The sequence below is a fragment of the Allosediminivita pacifica genome (assembly GCF_003054175.1).
Lineage (GTDB): Bacteria > Pseudomonadota > Alphaproteobacteria > Rhodobacterales > Rhodobacteraceae > Allosediminivita > Allosediminivita pacifica.
In genome coordinates this window covers 305,550-325,340 of the sequence record NZ_QBKN01000001.1, presented here as the reverse complement: position 1 = coordinate 325,340, position 19,791 = coordinate 305,550, and the positions used below count along the sequence as shown (strand labels likewise).

Genomic DNA, 19,791 nt, shown 5'->3' with positions numbered 1-19,791 from the left:
TCCGAAATACCGTGATCGCCAGCCCTACTGGTCGAGGAAGCTGCGCAGCTTGCGCGACCGGCTGGGGTGCTTGAGCTTGCGAAGCGCCTTGGCCTCGATCTGGCGAATACGCTCGCGCGTCACGCTGAACTGCTGGCCGACCTCCTCGAGCGTGTGATCGGTGTTCATGCCGATGCCGAAGCGCATCCGCAGGACGCGTTCCTCGCGCGGCGTGAGGGACGAGAGAACCCGGGTCGTGGTTTCCTTGAGGTTTTCCTGAATGGCGCTGTCGAGGGGCAGTATCGCGTTCTTGTCCTCGATGAAGTCGCCAAGCTGGCTGTCTTCCTCGTCGCCGATGGGCGTCTCGAGCGAGATGGGCTCCTTGGCGATCTTCATCACCTTGCGGACCTTCTCGAGCGGCATCTGCAGCTTCTCGGCCAGTTCCTCGGGCGTCGGTTCGCGGCCGATCTCGTGGAGCATCTGGCGCCCGGTGCGGACCAGCTTGTTGATCGTCTCGATCATGTGGACCGGGATACGGATCGTGCGGGCCTGGTCCGCGATGGAGCGGGTTATGGCCTGACGGATCCACCAGGTCGCGTAGGTCGAGAACTTGTAGCCGCGGCGATACTCGAACTTGTCGACGGCCTTCATCAGGCCGATGTTGCCTTCCTGGATGAGGTCCAGGAATTGCAGGCCGCGGTTCGTGTACTTCTTGGCGATGGAGATCACGAGGCGCAGGTTGGCCTCGACCATTTCCTTCTTGGCCTGCCGGGCTTCCTTCTCGCCCTTCTGGACCTGCCCGACGATGCGGCGGAATTCGCTGATGTCGAGACCGACGTACTGGCCGACCTGTGCCATGTCGGCGCGCAATTCCTCGACCTTGTCGGACGAACGCTCGATGAACATCTGCCAGCCACGGCCCGGCTTCTGCGACATCCGCTCCATCCAGTTGGGATCAAGCTCGTGACCGCGATATTCCTCGACGAATTCGCGACGGTTGATCCGGGCCTGGTCGGCGAGCTTCACCATGGCGCTGTCGATGGCCATGATGCGCTTGTTGATCCCGTAGAGCTGGTCGATCAGCGCTTCGATGCGGTTGTTGTGCAGGTGAAGACCGTTCACCAGCGTCACGATCTCGGAGCGCAGCTTCTGGTAGCGTTCCTCGTCGCCCGCGCTGAAGGAGCCGTCCTCGTTCAGGGTCGCCGAAATCCGGCTGTCCTGCATCGCGGCCAGTTCCTCGTAATCGCCGGCGATCGTGTCGAGGGTTTCGAGCACGCGCGGCTTGAGCGCGGTCTCCATCGCGGCAAGCGACATGTTCGCCTGCTCGTCGTCGTCCTCGTCGTCGTCCTTGGCGATCGGGTTGCCGTCCGCATCAAGCTCGGGCTCGCCCGAGGTGCCCTGCTTCTCGGCCTTCTTCTCGGCGTCGACGGCATTCGCCTCGCTCACCATCTGCGGGTCGATCTCGCCGTCCTCGCCGAGCTGACCCGAGAAGGTCGTCTCGAGGTCGATCACGTCGCGCAGCAGAATGTCCTCGGCGAGAAGTTCGTCACGCCAGATCGTGATCGCCTGGAAGGTCAGCGGGCTTTCGCAGAGGCCCGCGATCATGGTGTTGCGCCCGGCCTCGATCCGCTTGGCGATGGCGATCTCGCCCTCGCGCGACAGAAGCTCCACGCTGCCCATCTCGCGCAGGTACATGCGGACCGGGTCGTCGGTGCGGTCGAGCTTTTCCGAACCACCGCCCGAGACGGCGACTTCGCCGGCCTTCTTGGTCTCGACGAGATCGGTGGTGCCCTTGTCCTCGTCCTCGGTTTCCTCCTCGGCCTCGGTCACCTGGATGCCCATTTCGGAGAGCATCGACATCACGTCCTCGATCTGGTCCGAGCTCACCTGGTCGGGAGGCAGGACCTGATTGAGCTGGTCGTACGTGATGTAGCCACGCTCCTTGGCCTCGGCGATCATCTTCTTGACCGCCGTCTGGCTCATGTCGAGCGAAAGCTCTTCTTCCTGCTCTTCCGGCTTGGCGTCGTCGGTGTCCTTGGCTGCCATGCGGCTCTCCTGCTGGGGCATTCCCTGATGGGGATTCGGGCCGAGCGATTCGTTAAACCGAATCAATATCGTTTTGGAACGATTCGCACACCCGTATCACCCGAATTTCCTTAAAAGTTGCCGTCCGAGGACCTAGCGCTTGGATTTCTCAAAGCGAATCCTGTCGAACAGCGCATCGAATGCACTGCGTTCCTCGCGGTCGATGTGGGCCCCGTTGGGACCGATGTCGAAGTCTGCATCTTCTTCGTCGCTCAATCGTCCGGCGTGATTGCGTGCCTCGGCCGCCTGGGCCAGGCGGTAGGTCATCGACTCGTCCGCCCGATCCTCAAGATCCTCCTCGGCCTCGGCCAGTTCCTCGGCCCAGCCCTGGTGGGCCGCAAGCTTGGCCAGTTCCTCTGCCACGGTCTGACGGGCGAGTTCCGCGTCGCCCGGCCGCCGGATACAGGGCACGACGGCTACATGGCGCGCAGACAGCAGGGTTTCAAGGGCTTGGGGGCCTATCGCGGCCTCGGCGGCCTCGCGCATCAGGCGCGTGTCGTCGAGACTGCGCAGGATCGCAGCACGCAGCGCTTCGTGGTCGGCATCGAGACAAGCCATCTCGGCGAGGCGGGTTTCGAACTCGGGCGCGATCTCGGGCGCAGAGAGGATGGCGCAGAGCACCACCTGCTCGCGCAGCCGGTCCTGGCCGCGTTCATCAGCCACCAGAAGGGACTGACGCGCGGCTGCCGAGGCTGGCAGCGGCGCCTTCCAGTCGCGGCGCGGGCCGCGCTGGCCCCCTGCCCCGCCAAAGCCGCGTGGCGCGCGCTGCGGACGGAAAAGCTGGTAGCGCAATTCCTTGATCTCGTCGCCGTAGTGGCGGCGCAGGCCCTGGTCCGCGATCCGCGCGATGCGCTCGCGCAGGCGCTTTTCGAGCGCGGCCTTGCGTTCGGGGCTGTCGAAGACCTTGCCCTCGGTTTCCTGGCGCCAGAGCAGCTGGACCATGGGAATCGCCCCTTCCAGCAGCTTGCGCACGGCATCGGCGCCCTCGGCGCGCAGCAGATCGTCGGGGTCCTTGCCCTCGGGCATGATGGCAAAGCGCAGGCCCTTGCCGGCCTCGAGCAAAGGCAGTGCAAGGTCGATGACCCGGTACGCGGCGCGCAGTCCCGCGGTGTCGCCGTCGAGCGCGATGATCGGCTCTTCGGACATGCGCCACATGAGCTGCAACTGCGGCTCGGTCACGGCGGTGCCGAGCGGGGCCACGGAGGATTCGAAGCCCGCCTCGCTGAGCGCGATGACGTCCATGTAACCCTCGGCCACCACCAGCGGCTGGCCCTTGCCCGCGGCGGCGCGGGCGGGCTGGAGGTTGAAGAGATTGCGCGACTTGTCGAAAAGCTCGGTCTCGGGCGAGTTCAGGTATTTCGCGTTGTCGGAAGGGTCCATCGCGCGCCCGCCGAAGGCGATTGCGCGGCCCCGCCCGTCGCGGATCGGGAACATGATGCGGTTGCGGAACACGTCATAGGGCGCGCGGCCCTTGTCGGACTGCCGCACCAATCCTGCGCCCAGCATCAGGTCCGGCGACACGCCCTGCCCTTCGAGTTGCGTGCGCAGCCCTTCCCAGGCTGCAGGGGCAAACCCGATCTCCCAACGCTCCAGCGCCGCTTCATCAAGCCCGCGCTTCTGCAGGTAGGCCCGGGCCTCGGACCCGGCGGCGGTGCGCAACTGCATGCGGAAGAAGCGGACAGCCTGCTCCATGACCTCGGTCAGCTGCGTGCGGCGGTCGGCCTTCTGCTGCGCCTTGGGATCGGGCTGGGGCACCTGCATGCCGGCCTCGCCGGCAAGGATTTCCACCGCCTCCATGAATTCGACGTTCTCCGTCTCCTTCACGAAGGAAATCGCGTCGCCCTTCGCGTGGCAGCCGAAGCAGTAGTAATAGCCCTTCCGGTCGTCGACGTGGAAGGAGGCGGTCTTTTCATGGTGGAAGGGACAGGGCGCCCACATGTCGCCCTTGCCCTGGTTCGATTTGCGCTTGTCCCACAACACCTTGCGCCCCACCACCTGGCTCAGGCTGATGCGGGTGCGCAGTTCGTCGAGAAATCCGGGAGGCAGACTCATGCCCGACAATATCGGGCCGCGGCGCCGCGGAGTCGAGAGGGCGCGAGCGCGCCTCTCACTCGTTGGCGAGCTGCTCGAGCGCGGCGATGCACTGCGCCTGCCAGGCGTCGCCCACGGCAGGGGTCAGTTGCTCTTCGGGCAGGCTGTAGATCCACGCGCTCAGCATCTCGGCGGCTTCGGGACCCAGTTCCTTGCGCAGGCCGCGCCGGGCGCGGCGTTGCGAAACCCCGTCGGCGCGCGCCTCCACGGCGCCGGCGACAAGCTGGGCCTGGCGGGTGCAGCTTTGCAGCCGCTCGGTGTCGGCACCGTCGGTGCCGCTTTGCTGTGCGGCCACCGGGGCCGCGAGGATCAGTGTCAGGGCCGCGGCCTTGATGCTTTGCATGGTCGCCTCCGTTCGATTGGCTGGCGCGGGGTTATCCCGCCTCTGCCCGGGCCGCAACGCGGCGCATGGCGGTTTCCAGTTCATGGACCAATGTGGTCGCCATGGAACGAAAGGCGAGGATGGTGAAGGCCGTTTCCGCCACGTCGGCAGGATCACGCAGGATCGTGACCGTCATGTGGCCAAGCAGGGTCCGGGCGGCGCTACCGGGCGGAAAGGCACCGGGCCGCAGGTCGATGGGCACAAGCCGCGCCAGGGCATCGGTCGCGCCTGCCCCCGATAGCCGCACGACAGCCCAGCCGTCCGACTGATCGGTGAGCGCTGCGAGCGAGGCCAGCGCCGCGTCGGGTTCCGGACCTGCCAGCAGGGCCTGCGCCCGACCGGACCAGAGGCAGAGCGTGTCCCACACCCTGATCGCCACGCCCGGATCGGGAAAGCCAACGCCATGCGCGTCGTGCAGCGCGTCGGAGGTGGCCTCGACCTGCCCGGCGAAGGGCGCGACGAGGGTCAGCGAGCCGAGGTCCAGCTCGGCAAGGATCATGTCGCCCACCTGAAGCGGCAGCAGGTCGCCGCAGGGGGATGCGGGGGCCAGTTCAATCACGCAGGCGTCCTCCCTCGGGGTCGTAGGCAACCGGATCCGTCACCTCGCAAAGCGTCTCGACCCCGCGCAGGTGGTCGACCATGCGGACCCTTTCGCCATGACGCGCGCGGCCATTGCGCAAGAACCCCAGAGCCAACGGCAGGCCCAGCGTCGGGGAGTGGCAGGCCGAGGTGGTGTAGCCCTGCGCGTGGATACGATCGGCGGGATCGCCTTCGTTGAAAAGAAACGCCCCGGCGGTGAGCCTGCCCAGCCCGTCGACGGGTCGCAGGCCCACCATTTGCTCGCGCTCCGGCCCGGTCAGGCCCGGCCGCGCGGCCATGGTCTTGCCGATGCAGTCCTTCTGCGCGCTCACCATCCGTTCGAAGCCGCAGTCGAAGGCGGTGGTGCGGCCGTGGATCTCGGCATGGGTGATATGGCCCTTCTCGATCCGCAGGACGTTCAGCGCCTCCATCCCGTAGGGGCCGCCGCCCAGCGCCTCGGCCCGTTTCACGAGTTCATGAAAGAGCGAAGCCCCGTAGCGGGCGGGCACCGCGATCTCGTAGGCCTCTTCGCCCGAAAAGGAGATGCGGAAAAGCCGCGCGTCGATGCCCCCGATGCTGACGGGACCGCAGGCCATGAAGGGGAAATCGCCAAGCGGGGCATCCAGCAGCCCGTCGAGCAGCTCGCGCGATTTCGGGCCGGCCACCGCGAACTGCGCCCATTGCTCCGTCACCGAGGCGAAGCGCAGGTCGAGCTGCGGCATCAGCGCCTGATGCACCCAGTCGAGGTGGCGCATGACCTGCCCCGCCGCGGCCGTGGTCGTGGTCATGACCCAGCGATTGTCGTCGAGCCGCGCGGTCGTGCCGTCGTCCATGACGAAGCCGTCCTCGCGCAGCATCAGGCCGTAGCGCACCCGGCCCGGTTTCAACGTGCTGAAGGTGTTGGTGTAGACGAAGTCGAGGAAGCGGCCCACGTCGGGGCCCTGAAGCTCGATCTTGCCCAGCGTCGAGACATCGCAGATGCCGACGCTGTTGCGGACCATCCGGACCTCGCGATCGCAGGCCACCTGCCAGTCGCGCTCGCCCTTCTGCGGAAAATAGCTGGGCCGGTACCAGAGCCCTGCCTCGATCATGGGCGCGCGGCGGGCGGCGCTGGCCGCGTGGCTGGTGGTGAGGCGCCGGGGCGCAAAGCCCGGCCCCTCGCCCCCCGCGCCCATCGCGGCGATGGCGACGGGGGTGTAGGGCGGGCGGAAGGTAGTCGTGCCGGTCTCGGGGATGGCGCGGCCGGTGACATCGGCGAGGATGGCCAGCGCCGCCACGCTCGAGGTCTTGCCCTGATCGGTCGCCATGCCCTGCGTGGTGTAGCGCTTCATGTGCTCGACCGAGCGGAAATTCTCCTGCGCGGCCTGCTTCACGTCCTTGACGGTCACGTCGTTCTGGAAGTCGAGCCAGGCGCGGCCCTTGCCCTCGACCGCCCAGAGGCGGCGGAGCCTGTAGGGCGCGTCCTCGGCCTCGGGCAACGCGGCTGGCGTCGTGGCATAGCCAAGCGCGCCTGCGGCCTCGGCCCCAACCTCGGCGCCCTCGCGCAGGCAGGCGGCGGTCGAAAAGCTGCCCCGCGCAGCCCCGGCGGAGGTCAGGCCGGGCACCGCGCCCTCCGGCGGGACGAAGGCGGCGATGCGGTCGTCCCAGAGGGGTTTCGCGCCCTGGTGGCAGGTCAGGTGCAGCGTCGGGTTCCAGCCGCCCGAGACGCCCAGCGCCTGCACGGCAAGCCGCCGTTCGCCACCATCCGGCGCGCGCAGCGAGATCGCCTCGAGCGCAGACCCCCCATGGGCGCGAGTCACCTGCCAGCCGGGATAGAAGGGCACGTCGCCGGCAAGGTTCTCGGCCTCGTGGCGGGAATCGACGAGGGCGACCACCTCCAGCCCGGCGGCGGCCATGTCCCGCGCGGTGCGATGGGCGTCGTCGTTGTTGCCGAAAACCGCCACTTGCCGCCCCGGAACAGTGCCCCAGCGGTTGAGATAGGCGCGCAGCGCGCCCGCCATCATCACGCCGGGCCGGTCGTTGTCGCGGAAGGCGATGTGGCGCTCCAGCGCCCCGGCGCAGAGCACCGCGCGCTTGGCCACGATCCGCCAGAAACATTCGCGCGGCAGATCGCCGGGTTCAGCCAAGTGCTGCCCGCTGCGTTCCAGCGCGCCGTAGGTGCCCTGGTCATAGGCGCCGGTAACGGTCGTGCGCGGCATGAGGCGGACGTTGTCCATCCCCGCCAGTTCAGCCGCGAGCGCCGCGGCCCAGTCGGCTCCGGGCTGTCCGCCCACCTGCTCGTCCTCGGCCAGAAGGCGACCGCCGAAATCGCGATCCTCCTCGCAGAGGATCACATCCGCACCGGCCCTGGCGGCCGACAGCGCCGCCATGAGACCCGCAGGCCCGCCACCGATCACCAGCACGTCGCAGAAAGCCCAGGCCTTCTCGTAGGTCTCGGCATTGGGCGCGCCCGAAAGTGCCCCGAGACCGGCGGCACCACGGATGAGCGGCTCGAAGAGCTTTTCCCAGGTTTTCCCGGGGCCCATGAAGGTCTTGTAGTAGAAACCCGCGCCAAGGAAGGGCGCGAAGCGGTCGTTCAGCGACAGGATATCGAAGTCGAGCGAGGGCCAGCGGTTCTGGCTGCGCGCCTCGAGGCCGTCGTGGATCTCGACCATGGTGGCGCGGCGGTTGGGCTCCGCCCTGCCCCCGTGGCCCGTGATGACCAGCGCGTTGGGTTCTTCCGAACCGGCAGTGAGCACGCCGCGCGGGCGGTGATACTTGAAACTGCGCCCCATGAGCATCTGCCCCGAGGCCATGAGCGCCGAGGCAAGCGTGTCGCCGGGGTGCCCAGCACGCACCACGCCATCGAAGAGGAACTTGACCTCGCGGGTCCGGTCGATGCGGCCCCTGCCCTCAATCCGCATGGCGGGCCTCCACCAGCGTGGCGCCGTAGATTTCGTGCGTGACCGTGTCGCGATCGACCACCAGCCAGCAGCCGCAGCCGGCCTCGTGATACCACAGGTCCTGCGTCCGCCCGGCGGGGTTGTCGCGCAGGTGCAGGTAGGCGTCCCATGCGTCTTCCCCGGCCTCGGGGTCAGGCCGGTGCAGCGCCTCGGCCGCGCCCTGGTAGTAGAATTCGCGCCGGTCGCGCGTGCCGCAGATCGGGCAGGTTATCCGCATGTCATAAACCTCCGCCGCGCGGCGTCAGTGCAGGTTGTGCTGCGCACCGGTGCCCTCCTCGTCCATGAGCCCCACGCCGTCGCGGAAGCGATCCAGCCGGAACCTCGCGGCGCTGTCGTGCGGGCGGTCCTGCGCGATGAGATGGGCGAAGGCAAAGCCCGAGCCCGGGACCGCCTTGAAGCCGCCGTAGCACCAGCCGCAGTCGATATAGAGCCCCTCGATCCCGGTGCGGTCGATGATGGGCGAGCCGTCGGGCGTCATGTCCATGATGCCGCCCCAGCTGCGCCGGACCTTGGCCTTGCCGATCATGGGCATGAGCGTCATCGCGGCCTCCATCACGTGTTCGGTCAGGGGCAGGTTTCCGCGCTGCGCGTAGGAGGCGTACATGTCGAGGTCGCCGCCGAAGACCAGCCCGCCCTTGTCGGACTGGCTGATGTAGAAATGCCCCATGCCAAAGCTCACCACGTGGTCGATGCAGGGTTTGAGCCCCTCGGTCACGAAGGCCTGCAGCACGTGGCTTTCGATCGGCAGGCGCATGCCCGCCATGGCGGCAACCTGTCCCGAGCGTCCCGCGACGACGATGCCGACCTTCTTGGCCTTGATCGCGCCGCGCGTGGTCTGCACTCCGGTGACGCGGCCACCCTCGGTGTCGATGCCGGTGACCTCGCAATTCTGGATCAGATCCACGCCCCGGCTGTCGGCGCCGCGGGCATAGCCCCAGGCCACGGCGTCGTGCCGGGCGGTGCCGCCGCGCGGGTGGTAGAGCCCGCCGTGGATCGGGAATCGACCGCTGTCGAAATTGAGGTAGGGCAGATGTTCGCGCACGCCCTCGCGGTCGAGCAGGATGGCGTCGTCGCCCTGGTTGATCATCGCGTTGCCGCGCCGGGCGAAGGCGTCGCGCTGGCCGTCGCTGTGGAAGAGATTGATCAGCCCGCGCTGCGAATGCATCACGTTGTAGTTCAGCTCGTGCTCCAGCCCCTCCCAGAGCTTGAGGGAGTGCGAGTAGAACTCGGAATTGCCGGGCAGGAAGTAGTTCGCCCGCACGATGGTGGTGTTGCGCCCCACGTTGCCGCCGCCGAGGTAGCCCTTCTCCAGCACCGCGATGTTGGTGAGCCCGTGTTCGCGGGCAAGGTAGTAGGCAGTGGCAAGGCCGTGCCCCCCACCGCCGATGATGACGATGTCGTATTCGGATTTCGGCTCGGGATCGCGCCAGTGCGGCACCCACCCCTTGTTGCCTGTCAGCCCCTCGCGCAGAACGCGCAGCCCTGAAAATCGCATCGCCTCGCCCCGTTGTCTCGGGCGCACTCAAGCAGGACGAGGGCCGGGGTGCAATCCGCAAGCTTCGGGTCGCGCGTGACGGTCGCAGTGGCAATTCTGCGGGCCTGCAACCAAGGGAAGAACGACCGATGGCCTATCGCATCACGGGGTTGGACCCCGCCCCTTTCCGCCACCTGTGGCACACGAGCGAGGCATCGCTCGCCCAGCACGGCGCCCGCCGCGTCCGGGCGGACACCTGCCCGGGCTATCCCGACCGCATCACGCTGAGCGACGCGCCAGAGGGGGCGACGCTGCTGCTGATGAACCATATCAGCATGCGGACGGCATCCCCCTACCGGGCGAGCCATGCCATCTTCCTGCTGGAGGGAGCGGACGCCCCTTGGGACGCGGTAGACGCACTGCCGCCCGTCATGCGGCACCGTCTGCTGTCGCTACGCGGCTTTGATGCAGACGGCATGATGCGCGACGCCGACGTGAGCGAGGGGGTCGACCGGACCGAGGCCCTGATCGACCGCCTGTTCGCTGACCCCGCGATCCACGAGATCCACGCCCACAACGCCCGGCAGGGCTGTTTCGCGGCGCGGATCACGCGGGCCTGAGGGTCAGAGACCCTTGGCCTTGTAACTTTGCGCCACGCGATCGATGGACACGAGGTATGCCGCGGTACGCAGGTCGGTGACATCGTCACGCCCGTGCCAGACCTGGCGCATCGACTGGTAGGCGATGCGCATGGTGTCATCGAGGCCCGAACGCACCAACTCGAGTTCGTCGGCACCGCGCAGGTACTTTTCCTTGAAGTCCGGCGAGAGTGTCCAGCCGATGCCGCTGTCCGCCGAGAGGCGTTCGAGTTCGTCAACGACGAGCTGGTGGCGGGATTCCTCCTGCCGCCGCTGCATGCGACCGAAGCGGATGTGGCTTAGGTTCTTGACCCACTCGAAGTAGGAGACCGTCACGCCACCCGCGTTGGCGTACATGTCGGGGATGATGACCACGCCGCGTTCGCGCAGGATGTCGTCGGCCCCGGCCGTGATTGGCCCGTTTGCCGCCTCGATGATCAGGTTGGACTTGATGTTCTTGGCGTTGCCGAGGTTGATGACCCCCTCGAGCGCGGCCGGGATGAGGATGTCGCAGTCCTCTTCCAGCACCGCCGCACCTTCGGCCGTGTGCGAGGCGTCGGGAAAGCCCGTGACCCCGCCGTGGCGGACGATCCAGTCGCGCACCGCGTCGACGTTGAGCCCGTCGGGATTGAAGAGCGCGCCGTCGTGCTCGATGATCCCGGTGATCCGGCAGCCGTCCTCGTTCCGCAGGAAGCTTGCCGCGTGGTAGCCCACGTTGCCGAGGCCCTGGACGATGACGCGCTTGCCGTCGAGCTTGCCTTCGAGCCCCGCCTTCTGGACGTCCTCGGGGTGGCGGAAGAATTCGCGCAGCGCGTATTGCACGCCACGCCCCGTGGCCTCGACGCGCCCTGCGATGCCGCCGGCGTTCAGCGGCTTGCCCGTGACACAGGCATTGGCGTTGATGTCGGTGGTGTTCATCCGGCGATACTGGTCGGCGATCCAGGCCATTTCGCGCTCGCCCGTGCCCATGTCGGGGGCGGGGACGTTCTGGCTGGGGTGGATCAGGTCGCGCTTGGCGAGCTCGTAGGCGAAGCGGCGGGTGATGCGTTCCAGCTCGTGCTCGTCGTATTCGCGCGGATCGAGGCAGAGCCCGCCCTTGGAGCCACCGAAGGGCGCCTCCACCAGGGCGCACTTGTAGGTCATGAGCGCGGCAAGCGCCTCGACCTCGTCCTGGTTGACGCTGGGGGCAAAGCGGATGCCGCCCTTGACCGGCTCCATGTGTTCGGAATGCACCGAGCGGTAACCGACAAAGGTCTGGATCTGGCCGCGCAGCCTGACCCCGAAACGCACCGTGTAGGTGGCGTTGCAGACGCGGATCTTCTCTTCGAGACCCGGCGGAAGATCCATGAGCGCCACGGCGCGATTGAACATCAGATCGACGGATTGGCGGAACGTCGGTTCGTTGGCCGGTACGGCTGCGGCGTTCATCGGGTCCTCCTCAGTTTCCCGCCACGCTGACGTGGCGCCCGTTGCGTGAGTACCCGCCTAACATGTCGCGGTGGTTAATGTCCTCCCCGGAAACCGCGTAGGATGCGATCCGTTCCGGCAAGGCAACCGGAAGCTGTCTCGGTGGCCGTCATTCCCCGTCGCGTTGGCTGAGGCGCAGGGTCATGATGTCTGCCATGGGCTTGGTTTCGGACCCGGCGGTGACACCGCCCACGGCGACCCGCTTGCCGAAGCGCCACCACAATCCCGGCCGCCAGCCCCGTCCCGCGGAACCGTGCAGCAGGACGATGAATCCGTTCGACGGCTTCATCGCGAAGGTGCCGCGGTCGACCTTGCGAATTTCCTCGAAGGCCGCAAGCCGGGTGCCGTCGCTGTCGTAGAGACCGCTTTCGCGCAGAACCAGGGAATGGGCCGTCGCGCGCCAGAGCCGGTGCGCCATGAAAAGCGCCGAAAGCCCCACGGCCGCCAGCATCACGACCCAGCCGAAACCGCCCTGAGGGACAGCAAGGGCCAGCCAGATCACCAGCAGGCCGAGCGCGGTCAGCACCGTGACCGCGAAGATGCGCCGTGGCTGCGAAGCGCCCGCCGTCGCCAGGATGTCGTCGTCGGCCATGGTCCCCTCCCCTGCCCGGCGTTCAGTCGCGGCGCGGATCGCGCGGGTAGACGCCGAGGATCTTCAGCTCGTTGGTGAAGTACTCCAGCTCGTCGAGCGCGCGCGCCACGGCCGGATCGTCGGGGTGGCCCTCGATGTCGGCGTAGAACTGCGTCGCCGTGAAGGAGCCGTTGACCATGTAGCTTTCCAGCTTGGTCATGTTGACGCCGTTTGTCGCAAACCCGCCCATCGCCTTGTAGAGCGCGGCGGGAATGTTGCGCACCTGGAAGATGAAGGTCGTCATCATGCCATGGGTGCCACGCCGGGTTAGGTCCGCCTCCTTGCCCATGATGAGGAATCGCGTGGTGTTGTGGTCGTGGTCCTCGATGTGCCGCGCGAGGATCTCGAGCCCGTGCGTCTCGGCCGCGAGGTCGGAGGCGAGGACGCCCTCGGTCGGCGTCCGGTCGCGGGCGAGCTCCGCCGCGGCGCCCGCGCTGTCGGCGGCGGCCTCGCCCTTGATGCCGTACTTGTCGAGGAAGCTTGCCGCCTGAGGGATCAGCACGAGGTGCGCGCGGACCTTCTCCAGTTCCTCGATCTTCACCCCCGGCAGCGCCATGAGACTGATGTGCACCCGCACGAAGGCCTCGTCGATGATCCGCAGACCGCTGGCCGGAAGCAACCTGTGAATGTCCGCCACGCGACCGTATGTGGTGTTCTCGACAGGCAGCATTGCCAGGTCGGCCTTGCCGCTCTGCACCGCGTCGATCACCTCCTCGAAGGTGTGGCAGGGCAGCGCTTCCATGTCGGGCCGTGCGTCGCGGCAGGCTTCGTGGGAATAGGCGCCAAGCTCGCCCTGAAAGGCTATGCGACTGGTCATCGTGGCGTTTCGCTCCGCTTCCGTCGAAATTTCGGCCCCGGACGGGCGTTTGGTCGCGGCTTCTATACCTTGCTTCATGGCGATGGAAGCCGTAGATACCGCCACCGACGGACAACTGTGGGACGCGACGGATATGTTTGACACGATGACGTTCACAAAGGTCGTGGGCGGCCTCTGCGGCGCGCTGCTGGTCTACCTGCTGGGTGTGTGGGCGGCGGAATCGCTCTATCACGTTGGCGGTGGCCACGGCGAGGAAGTTGCATCCTACGTGATCGAGACGGAGGATGACGGCAGCGGCGAGGAAGAAGAGGCCGAGGTCGACTTCGAGACGGTCTACGCCGAGGCGGACGCCGGCGCAGGCGAGCGGGTCTTCGGACGCTGCCGCGCGTGCCACAACCTTGACGGCAGCAACGCCACCGGCCCCCACCTCGACGGTGTGGTCGGCCGCGACGTGGCCGCGGTCGATGGCTTCAACTACTCGGGTGCACTGGTCGAGGCGGCCGATGTCTGGAGCCCCGAGAACCTGAGCCACTTCATCGAGAACCCCCGCGGCTACGCCCCGGGCACCGCGATGAGCTTCAACGGCCTCAGCGACATCGAGGATCGCGCCAACCTGATCGCCTACCTCGAGCAGCAAAGCGGCGGCTGATCCTGACCGAGCGCACCGAATTTACGGGGCCGCACCTTTGGGTGCGGCCCTTTTCGTCTGCACTCACGATCCGCAGGCCTTTGGTGACGGATGTTTGACAATGGTTAGTGCATTCTCAACTTGAACATGGTTAAGCCGGACAATTAGCCTGACCGCCAAAGGTGAGAGGATGAGAAGGGAACGCCCATGATCCGCACGCCCGCCCGGCCCCCCCGCGCACAAGCCCGCACCCAAGCCGCCGAAATGGCCGAGGATGGCGCGCCGCTGCGCAGGCTCGCGACCTCGGGCCTTGTCCTGATCGCGGCCGCAGCGCTTGCCGGCGCCGCCTTCGCCCAGGACGCGCCGACCGGGGACAGCGCCGACACCGCCGGGGAGGAGATCATCACGTCTCACGGCTATTCCTACTTCGGCAACCTAGACTACCCCGCCGACTACGAGAGCTTCGACTTCGTCAATCCCGACGCCCCCAAGGGCGGCCGCATGGTTCTTGGCGCAACCGGCACCTTCGACAGCCTCAACCCCTATTCCACCAAGGGACGCGCCGGTGCGCTGACCTCGATCCTCTACGACAGCCTGATCGAATCCATCGAGGACCAGGTCGGACAGTACTACTGCATCGTCTGCGAAAGCCTCGAGTACCCCGAGAGCAAGGACTGGGTCATCTTCCACATGCGCCCGGATGCGACGTTCTCGGACGGAACGCCGGTGACGGCAGAGGACGTGGTCTATTCACACACGCTCTTCATCACGCAGGGCCTGCCCTCCTACGCGCAGGCCGTCGACCGGATGGTCGAAAGCGCCGAGGCCCTCGACGAGCACACCGTGAAGTTCACCTTCAACCCCGAGGAATCCAAGCGCTCGCGGATCGAGACCGTGGGTGCCACGCCGATCTTCTCCAAGGCCTGGTTCGAGGAAGACCCCGAGAACCGCCGCCTCGACGAGCCACGGCTCGAGGTCGCGGTGGGATCGGGTCCCTACGAGCTTACCAACTACGAGGTGAACCGGCGCATCGTCTACGAACGCCGCGACGACTACTGGGGCGAGGATATCCCCTTCAACGCCGGGCGGAACAACTACGACACCATCCGGGTCGAGTATTTCGCCGACCAGACCGCCTCTTTCGAGGCCTTCAAGGCGGGCGAGTACCTTTTCCGGACTGAGAGCGACCCGAGGCTCTGGGCGACGGCCTACGAGTTCCCCAAGGTGCAGGAAGGCATCGTCGTGAAGGAAGAGATCCCGGACGGCAGCCCGCCGAACCCGACGGGTTTCGTCTTCAACCTCGCCAAGCCGCAGTTCCAGGACAAGAACGTTCGCAAGGCGATCGCGCTGGCCTACAACTTCGAATGGAGCAACGAGAGCCTGCTCTACGGTCTCTACACCCCGCGCAGCTCCTTCGTTGAAGGCACACATGTCGAGGCCAAGGACACGCCGTCGGACGCAGAGCTGGCCTTCCTCGAATCCCTCGACGAGGGCATCGTCCCCGACGACCTGCTGTCAGAACCCGTGCCGGTCATGCATGAATCCTCGGCCAGCGATCTTGCCGACCGCCGCAACCTGCGACAAGCCTCCCGCCTGCTTGACGAGGCCGGCTGGACCGTCGACGACCAGGGCATCCGCCGCAATGAGGCGGGCGAGACCCTCAAGGTCCACATGCTGATCCCCTCGAACATCGAACCCTCGGTCGAGTCGATGCACGAGACCTACGTTCGCAACCTGCGCCAGATCGGCGTGGATGCGAGCTTCGAGCGCGTCGACCCCTCACAGTACACCCTGCGCCGCCGCGAGCGGGACTACGACATGCTCTACTCGACGCGTTACGGCAGCTTCCTGTCCACGGGCGGCGGGCTCAGCCAGATGTACGGCTCACGCGAGGCGGAGTTCAGCCTCTTCAACCCCGCCGGGCTCGCCAGCCCGCTGGTTGACGCGATCATCGAGGCGAGCTTTACCGCAGACTCGCAGAAAGAGACCGACGTGGCCCTCAAGGCGCTCGACCGCGCGCTGCGCTACGAGTTCTTCGTGGTGCCAACCGGCTACATCGCAGACCACTGGGTGGCCTATTACGACATGTACGAACATCCAGATCAGATCGCGCCCTACGACCTCGGCTACCTGTCCACCTGGTGGGTGGACCCCGAGAAGGAAGAGGCCCTGCGCGAGGCGGGCGCGATAGACTGATATGGGCGCCTACATCCTTCGCAGGCTACTGCTGATCATTCCCACCCTGCTGGGGATCATGATCATCAACTTCACGCTCGTCCAGTTCGTCCCCGGCGGGCCGATCGAGCAGATCCTTGCCCAGATCGAGGGCGAGGGAGACGTCTTCGGCGGCTTCTCCGGCTCGGGCGGTCCTGCCCCGGCCGAGTTCGAGGGCGGCGGTCCCGGCAGCAGCGAATATGCCGGCGCCCGCGGCCTGCCCCCCGAGTTCATCGAGGATCTCGAGCGCGAGTTCGGCTTCGACAAGCCGCCGCTCGAGCGCTTCCTCAACATGCTGTGGAACTACATGCGCCTCGACTTCGGCGAGAGCTACTTCCGCTCGATCAGCGTGATCGACCTGGTGCTGGAAAAGCTGCCCGTCTCGATCAGCCTCGGCCTGTGGTCGACGCTCATCGCCTACGTCGTCTCGATCCCGCTCGGCATCCGCAAGGCGGTGCGCGACGGCTCGCAGTTCGACACCTGGACCAGCGGCGCCATCATCGTCGCCTACGCAATCCCCGGCTTTCTCTTCGCGATCCTGCTGCTGGTCCTGCTGGCGGGCGGTAGCTACTGGCAGATCTTCCCGCTCCGGGGGCTGACCTCGGACAACTGGGAAAGCCTGAGCTGGCCGATGCGCATCGCCGACTATTTCTGGCACATCACCCTGCCGGTGCTGGCCTCGACCATCTCGGCCTTCGCGACGCTCACGCTGCTCACCAAGAACAGCTTCCTCGATGAGATCAAGAAGGCCTACGTCATGACCGCCCGCGCCAAGGGCCTGAAGGAAAGCCGCGTGCTCTACGGCCATGTCTTCCGCAACGCCATGCTGATCGTCATCGCCGGTTTCCCGGCGGTCTTCGTCGGCATCTTCTTCACGGGATCGCTCATCATCGAGACCATCTTCTCGCTCGACGGGCTGGGGCGTCTTGGCTTCGAGGCGGCCGTGGCGCGCGATTATCCGGTGATATTCGGCACGCTCTTCATCTTCGGGCTCATCAGCCTGATCGTGGGGATCATCTCGGACCTCATGTATGTGGCCGTGGATCCGCGCATCGACTTCGAAAAGCGGGAGGGCTGAGCCGATGGTCGCAGATCCCGATCCCCGCATCACCCCCGAGCCCGCACCCGGCAAGCCGGTGGCCCCCGAGCCGCCGCGCGGGCGCTTCGCGCTCTCGCCGCTCAACAAGCGGCGCTGGCGCAACTTCCGCCGCAACGGCCGGGCCTTCTGGTCGCTGCTGATCTTCCTCGTGCTCTTCGGGCTGTCGCTCTTTGCCGAGTTCATTGCCAATGACCGGCCGATCCTGGTGAACTACCGGGGTGAACTGCGCATGCCGATCTTCAGCTTCTACGCCGAGACGGATTTCGGCGGCGATTTCCAGACCGAGGCCGCCTACCGCGACCCCGAGGTGCGCTGCCTGATCCGGACCGGCGGGCTCGATGCCTGCTTCGACGATCCGGCGGGGCTCATGGTCCAAGTGGACCAGGGCACGGTGGTGAACGACGGCTTCGAAGAAGGCTGGATGATCTGGCCACTGATCCCCTATGCCTACGACACGCCCGTGGACCGGTCCGGCGCCGCCCCCCTGCCCCCCAACGGGCAGAACTGGCTCGGCACCGACGACACCAAGCGCGACGTGCTGGCGCGGGTGATCTATGGCTTCCGGCTGTCGATCCTCTTCACCCTCATCGTGACGGTCGCCGCCTCGGCCATCGGCGTCTTCGCGGGCGCCGTGCAGGGCTACTTCGGTGGCTGGCTCGACCTCATCTTCCAGCGCATCATCGAGATCTGGCAGTCGACCCCGGCGCTCTACATCATCATCATCCTTTTCGCGATCCTGGGACGAAGTTTCTGGCTGCTGGTCTTTCTCACGGTGCTCTTCGGCTGGACGGCGCTGGTGGGTGTGGTCCGGGCCGAGTTCCTGCGCGCCCGCAACCTCGAATACGTGCGCGCGGCCAAGGCGCTGGGGGTGTCGAACACCACCATCATGTTCCGCCACATGCTGCCCAACGCGATGGTGGCGACGCTGACCATGCTGCCCTTCATCGTGACCGGCACCATCGGCACACTGGCGAGCCTCGACTTCCTCGGCTTCGGCCTGCCCTCCTCGGCGCCCTCGCTGGGTGAGCTGACGCTGCAGGCCAAGCAGAACCTTCAGGCGCCCTGGCTCGCCTTCACCGCCTTCACCGTCTTCGCGGTGATGCTGTCGCTGCTCGTCTTCATCTTCGAGGGCGTGCGGGATGCCTTCGACCCCCGAAAGACCTTCAAATGAGCCTTCTGCAAGTCCGCGATCTGCGTGTCCGTTTCTCTCAGGACGGCAATAAGACCGAGGCCGTGAAAGGCGTGAGCTTCGACGTGGCCCCGGGTGAAACCGTGGCGCTGGTGGGCGAAAGCGGCTCGGGCAAGTCGGTGACGGCGCTCTCCACCGTGTCGCTGCTGGGCGACGCGGCCGAGGTGTCGGGCTCTGTCACCTACAAGGGGCAGGAGATGATCGGCGCGCCCGACCGTCTGCTGCGGCAGGTGCGGGGCAACGACATCAGCTTCGTCTTCCAGGAGCCGATGACCTCGCTCAATCCACTTCACAAGCTGGAAAAGCAGCTGCGCGAAAGCCTAGAGCTGCACCAAGGTCTGACGGGCGACGCGGCGCGGGCGCGCATTCTCGAGCTTCTGAACAAGGTGGGCATCCGCGATCCCGAAAGCCGCCTCGAGGCCTATCCGCACCAGCTGTCCGGCGGGCAGCGGCAGAGGGTGATGATCGCCATGGCGCTGGCCAACGATCCCGACCTGCTGATCGCGGACGAACCCACCACCGCGCTCGACGTGACGATCCAGGCGCAGATCCTCGACCTGCTGGCGGACCTTCAGAAGTCCGAGGGCATGAGCCTGCTGTTCATCACCCACGACCTGACCATCGTGCGCAAGTTCGCCGACCGTGTCTGCGTGATGAAGGACGGCGAGATCGTGGAGCATGGCGACACGCGCGAGATCTTTGCAGCGCCCTCGCACGACTACACCCGGATGCTGCTGTCTGCCGAAAGCACGGGTGCGCCGGACCCGGTGCCGGCGGACTCCGAGGAAATCGCGCGGACCGATCACCTGAAGATCTGGTTCCCGATCCAGCGCGGCCTGATGAAGCGCACCGTGGGCTACGTGAAGGCGGTGAACGACGCCACGATCTCGGTCCGCGCGGGCGAAACGGTGGGGATCGTGGGTGAAAGCGGCTCGGGCAAGACGACGCTGGCGCTGGCCATCATGCGGCTGATCCAGTCCGAGGGGGCGATCACCTTCCGGGGCGAGGATGTGAACCGCTGGTCGGTCAAGCGGCTGCGCAAGCTGCGTTCGGAGATGCAGATCGTCTTTCAGGACCCCTACGGATCGCTCAGCCCGCGCATGACCTGCGAGCAGATCATCGCCGAGGGGCTGGAGGTGCACGGAGCGCCGGACGGTCGCAAGCACCGCGAGCTGGTGGCCGAGGTCATGGCCGAGGTGGGGCTCGATCCCGCGACCATGTTCCGCTACCCGCACGAGTTCTCGGGCGGGCAACGGCAACGGATCGCGATTGCCCGCGCCATGGTCCTGCGGCCGCGCCTTCTGGTGCTGGACGAGCCGACCTCGGCGCTGGACATGACGGTGCAGGTCCAGATCGTGGACCTGCTGCGCAAACTCCAGAGAAAGCACGGGCTGGCCTATCTCTTCATCAGCCACGACCTGAAGGTCGTCCGCGCCATGAGTCACCAGGTGATCGTGATGAAGGACGGCGACGTGGTGGAGACCGGGACCGCGCAGGAGATCTTCGACGCGCCGCAGACCGAGTACACCCGCAAGCTCATGGCGGCGGCCTTCGACATCGCCGTCTGAGGGTGTCC

The 19,791-nt window shown here is 66.7% G+C and carries 16 protein-coding genes; 6 read left to right on the top strand and 10 right to left on the bottom strand.

What is annotated here, in order from left to right; all coding sequences use genetic code 11:
- Window positions 1-24: 24 nt before the first annotated feature.
- The 7 genes from rpoD to C8N44_RS01540 all read right to left on the bottom strand — a co-directional run bounded on the left by rpoD (window position 25) and on the right by C8N44_RS01540 (window position 9,553).
- Window positions 25-2,025, bottom strand: a complete 2,001-nt coding sequence (gene rpoD, locus C8N44_RS01570; RefSeq protein ID WP_107974392.1) for an RNA polymerase sigma factor RpoD — start codon at window positions 2,023-2,025, stop codon at window positions 25-27.
- 132 nt (window positions 2,026-2,157) lie between these two features.
- Window positions 2,158-4,116 carry a DNA primase gene (dnaG, locus tag C8N44_RS01565; RefSeq protein WP_107974391.1) on the bottom strand — a complete coding sequence of 653 codons (1,959 nt, stop codon included), beginning with the start codon at window positions 4,114-4,116 and terminating at the stop codon, window positions 2,158-2,160.
- Window positions 4,117-4,171: 55 nt separating this feature from the next.
- Window positions 4,172-4,498, bottom strand: coding sequence for a hypothetical protein (locus C8N44_RS01560; protein ID WP_107974390.1), 327 nt, complete (start codon window positions 4,496-4,498; stop codon window positions 4,172-4,174).
- A gap of 31 nt (window positions 4,499-4,529) precedes the next feature.
- Window positions 4,530-5,096 (bottom strand): sarcosine oxidase subunit gamma, encoded by a 567-nt coding sequence (locus C8N44_RS01555; RefSeq protein WP_107974389.1) that lies wholly within the window; start codon window positions 5,094-5,096, stop codon window positions 4,530-4,532.
- The gene (locus C8N44_RS01550) at window positions 5,089-8,019 is read right to left on the bottom strand and encodes a sarcosine oxidase subunit alpha family protein (RefSeq protein WP_107974388.1); all 2,931 of its coding nucleotides are present in this window, start codon (window positions 8,017-8,019) and stop codon (window positions 5,089-5,091) included. Before C8N44_RS01550 ends, C8N44_RS01555 begins: the two co-directional genes overlap by 8 nt.
- A complete protein-coding gene (locus C8N44_RS01545; protein ID WP_107974387.1) occupies window positions 8,009-8,275 on the bottom strand; it encodes a sarcosine oxidase subunit delta in 267 nt (88 codons plus the stop codon). The genes C8N44_RS01550 and C8N44_RS01545 overlap by 11 nt, the downstream gene beginning before the upstream one ends.
- Window positions 8,276-8,299: 24 nt before the next feature.
- Window positions 8,300-9,553 carry a sarcosine oxidase subunit beta family protein gene (locus C8N44_RS01540; protein ID WP_107974386.1) on the bottom strand — a complete coding sequence of 418 codons (1,254 nt, stop codon included), beginning with the start codon at window positions 9,551-9,553 and terminating at the stop codon, window positions 8,300-8,302.
- Between the two features lie 128 nt (window positions 9,554-9,681).
- Here C8N44_RS01540 and C8N44_RS01535 point away from each other — a divergent pair, with 128 nt between their 5' ends.
- Window positions 9,682-10,152, top strand: a complete 471-nt coding sequence (locus tag C8N44_RS01535; RefSeq protein WP_107974385.1) for a DUF1203 domain-containing protein — start codon at window positions 9,682-9,684, stop codon at window positions 10,150-10,152.
- 3 nt (window positions 10,153-10,155) lie between these two features.
- On the opposite strand, the gene C8N44_RS01530 is transcribed toward C8N44_RS01535, so the two are convergent.
- The 3 genes from C8N44_RS01530 to C8N44_RS01520 all read right to left on the bottom strand — a co-directional run bounded on the left by C8N44_RS01530 (window position 10,156) and on the right by C8N44_RS01520 (window position 13,085).
- On the bottom strand, window positions 10,156-11,598 hold the full coding sequence (locus C8N44_RS01530; protein WP_107974384.1) for a Glu/Leu/Phe/Val family dehydrogenase: 1,443 nt from the start codon (window positions 11,596-11,598) through the stop codon (window positions 10,156-10,158).
- 148 nt (window positions 11,599-11,746) lie between these two features.
- The gene (locus tag C8N44_RS01525) at window positions 11,747-12,229 is read right to left on the bottom strand and encodes a hypothetical protein (protein WP_107974383.1); all 483 of its coding nucleotides are present in this window, start codon (window positions 12,227-12,229) and stop codon (window positions 11,747-11,749) included.
- A gap of 22 nt (window positions 12,230-12,251) precedes the next feature.
- Complete coding sequence (locus tag C8N44_RS01520; protein WP_107974382.1) at window positions 12,252-13,085, bottom strand: prephenate dehydratase; 834 nt, start codon at window positions 13,083-13,085, stop codon at window positions 12,252-12,254.
- Window positions 13,086-13,218: 133 nt separating this feature from the next.
- On the opposite strand from C8N44_RS01520, the gene C8N44_RS01515 reads away from it, so the two are divergent.
- From C8N44_RS01515 to C8N44_RS01495, 5 genes are all read left to right on the top strand, one after another.
- The gene (locus C8N44_RS01515) at window positions 13,219-13,734 is read left to right on the top strand and encodes a c-type cytochrome (protein ID WP_107974381.1); all 516 of its coding nucleotides are present in this window, start codon (window positions 13,219-13,221) and stop codon (window positions 13,732-13,734) included.
- Between the two features lie 186 nt (window positions 13,735-13,920).
- A complete protein-coding gene (locus tag C8N44_RS01510; RefSeq protein WP_244640933.1) occupies window positions 13,921-15,909 on the top strand; it encodes an extracellular solute-binding protein in 1,989 nt (662 codons plus the stop codon).
- A gap of 1 nt (window position 15,910) precedes the next feature.
- Window positions 15,911-17,005 carry a microcin C ABC transporter permease YejB gene (locus C8N44_RS01505; protein WP_107974380.1) on the top strand — a complete coding sequence of 365 codons (1,095 nt, stop codon included), beginning with the start codon at window positions 15,911-15,913 and terminating at the stop codon, window positions 17,003-17,005.
- Window positions 17,006-17,009: 4 nt separating this feature from the next.
- Window positions 17,010-18,197, top strand: coding sequence for an ABC transporter permease (locus C8N44_RS01500; RefSeq protein WP_107974379.1), 1,188 nt, complete (start codon window positions 17,010-17,012; stop codon window positions 18,195-18,197).
- Entirely contained in the window at window positions 18,194-19,783 is a 1,590-nt protein-coding gene (locus tag C8N44_RS01495) for an ABC transporter ATP-binding protein (protein WP_107974378.1), read from the top strand. Before C8N44_RS01500 ends, C8N44_RS01495 begins: the two co-directional genes overlap by 4 nt.
- Window positions 19,784-19,791: the final 8 nt, after the last annotated feature.

Bases quoted from the DNA above. Each gene is read 5' to 3' on its own strand.
- dnaG (WP_107974391.1), bottom strand. From the start codon at position 4,116: ATGAGTCTGCCTCCCGGATTTCTCGACGAACTGCGCACCCGCATCAGC.
- C8N44_RS01525 (WP_107974383.1), bottom strand. From the start codon at position 12,229: ATGGCCGACGACGACATCCTGGCGACGGCGGGCGCTTCGCAGCCACGG.
- C8N44_RS01550 (WP_107974388.1), bottom strand. From the start codon at position 8,019: ATGCGGATTGAGGGCAGGGGCCGCATCGACCGGACCCGCGAGGTCAAG.
- C8N44_RS01505 (WP_107974380.1), top strand. From the start codon at position 15,911: ATGGGCGCCTACATCCTTCGCAGGCTACTGCTGATCATTCCCACCCTG.
- C8N44_RS01520 (WP_107974382.1), bottom strand. From the start codon at position 13,085: ATGACCAGTCGCATAGCCTTTCAGGGCGAGCTTGGCGCCTATTCCCAC.
- C8N44_RS01500 (WP_107974379.1), top strand. From the start codon at position 17,010: ATGGTCGCAGATCCCGATCCCCGCATCACCCCCGAGCCCGCACCCGGC.
- rpoD (WP_107974392.1), bottom strand. From the start codon at position 2,025: ATGGCAGCCAAGGACACCGACGACGCCAAGCCGGAAGAGCAGGAAGAA.
- C8N44_RS01535 (WP_107974385.1), top strand. From the start codon at position 9,682: ATGGCCTATCGCATCACGGGGTTGGACCCCGCCCCTTTCCGCCACCTG.
- C8N44_RS01530 (WP_107974384.1), bottom strand. From the start codon at position 11,598: ATGAACGCCGCAGCCGTACCGGCCAACGAACCGACGTTCCGCCAATCC.
- C8N44_RS01515 (WP_107974381.1), top strand. From the start codon at position 13,219: ATGTTTGACACGATGACGTTCACAAAGGTCGTGGGCGGCCTCTGCGGC.
- C8N44_RS01560 (WP_107974390.1), bottom strand. From the start codon at position 4,498: ATGCAAAGCATCAAGGCCGCGGCCCTGACACTGATCCTCGCGGCCCCG.
- C8N44_RS01545 (WP_107974387.1), bottom strand. From the start codon at position 8,275: ATGCGGATAACCTGCCCGATCTGCGGCACGCGCGACCGGCGCGAATTC.
- C8N44_RS01495 (WP_107974378.1), top strand. From the start codon at position 18,194: ATGAGCCTTCTGCAAGTCCGCGATCTGCGTGTCCGTTTCTCTCAGGAC.
- C8N44_RS01540 (WP_107974386.1), bottom strand. From the start codon at position 9,553: ATGCGATTTTCAGGGCTGCGCGTTCTGCGCGAGGGGCTGACAGGCAAC.
- C8N44_RS01510 (WP_244640933.1), top strand. From the start codon at position 13,921: ATGATCCGCACGCCCGCCCGGCCCCCCCGCGCACAAGCCCGCACCCAA.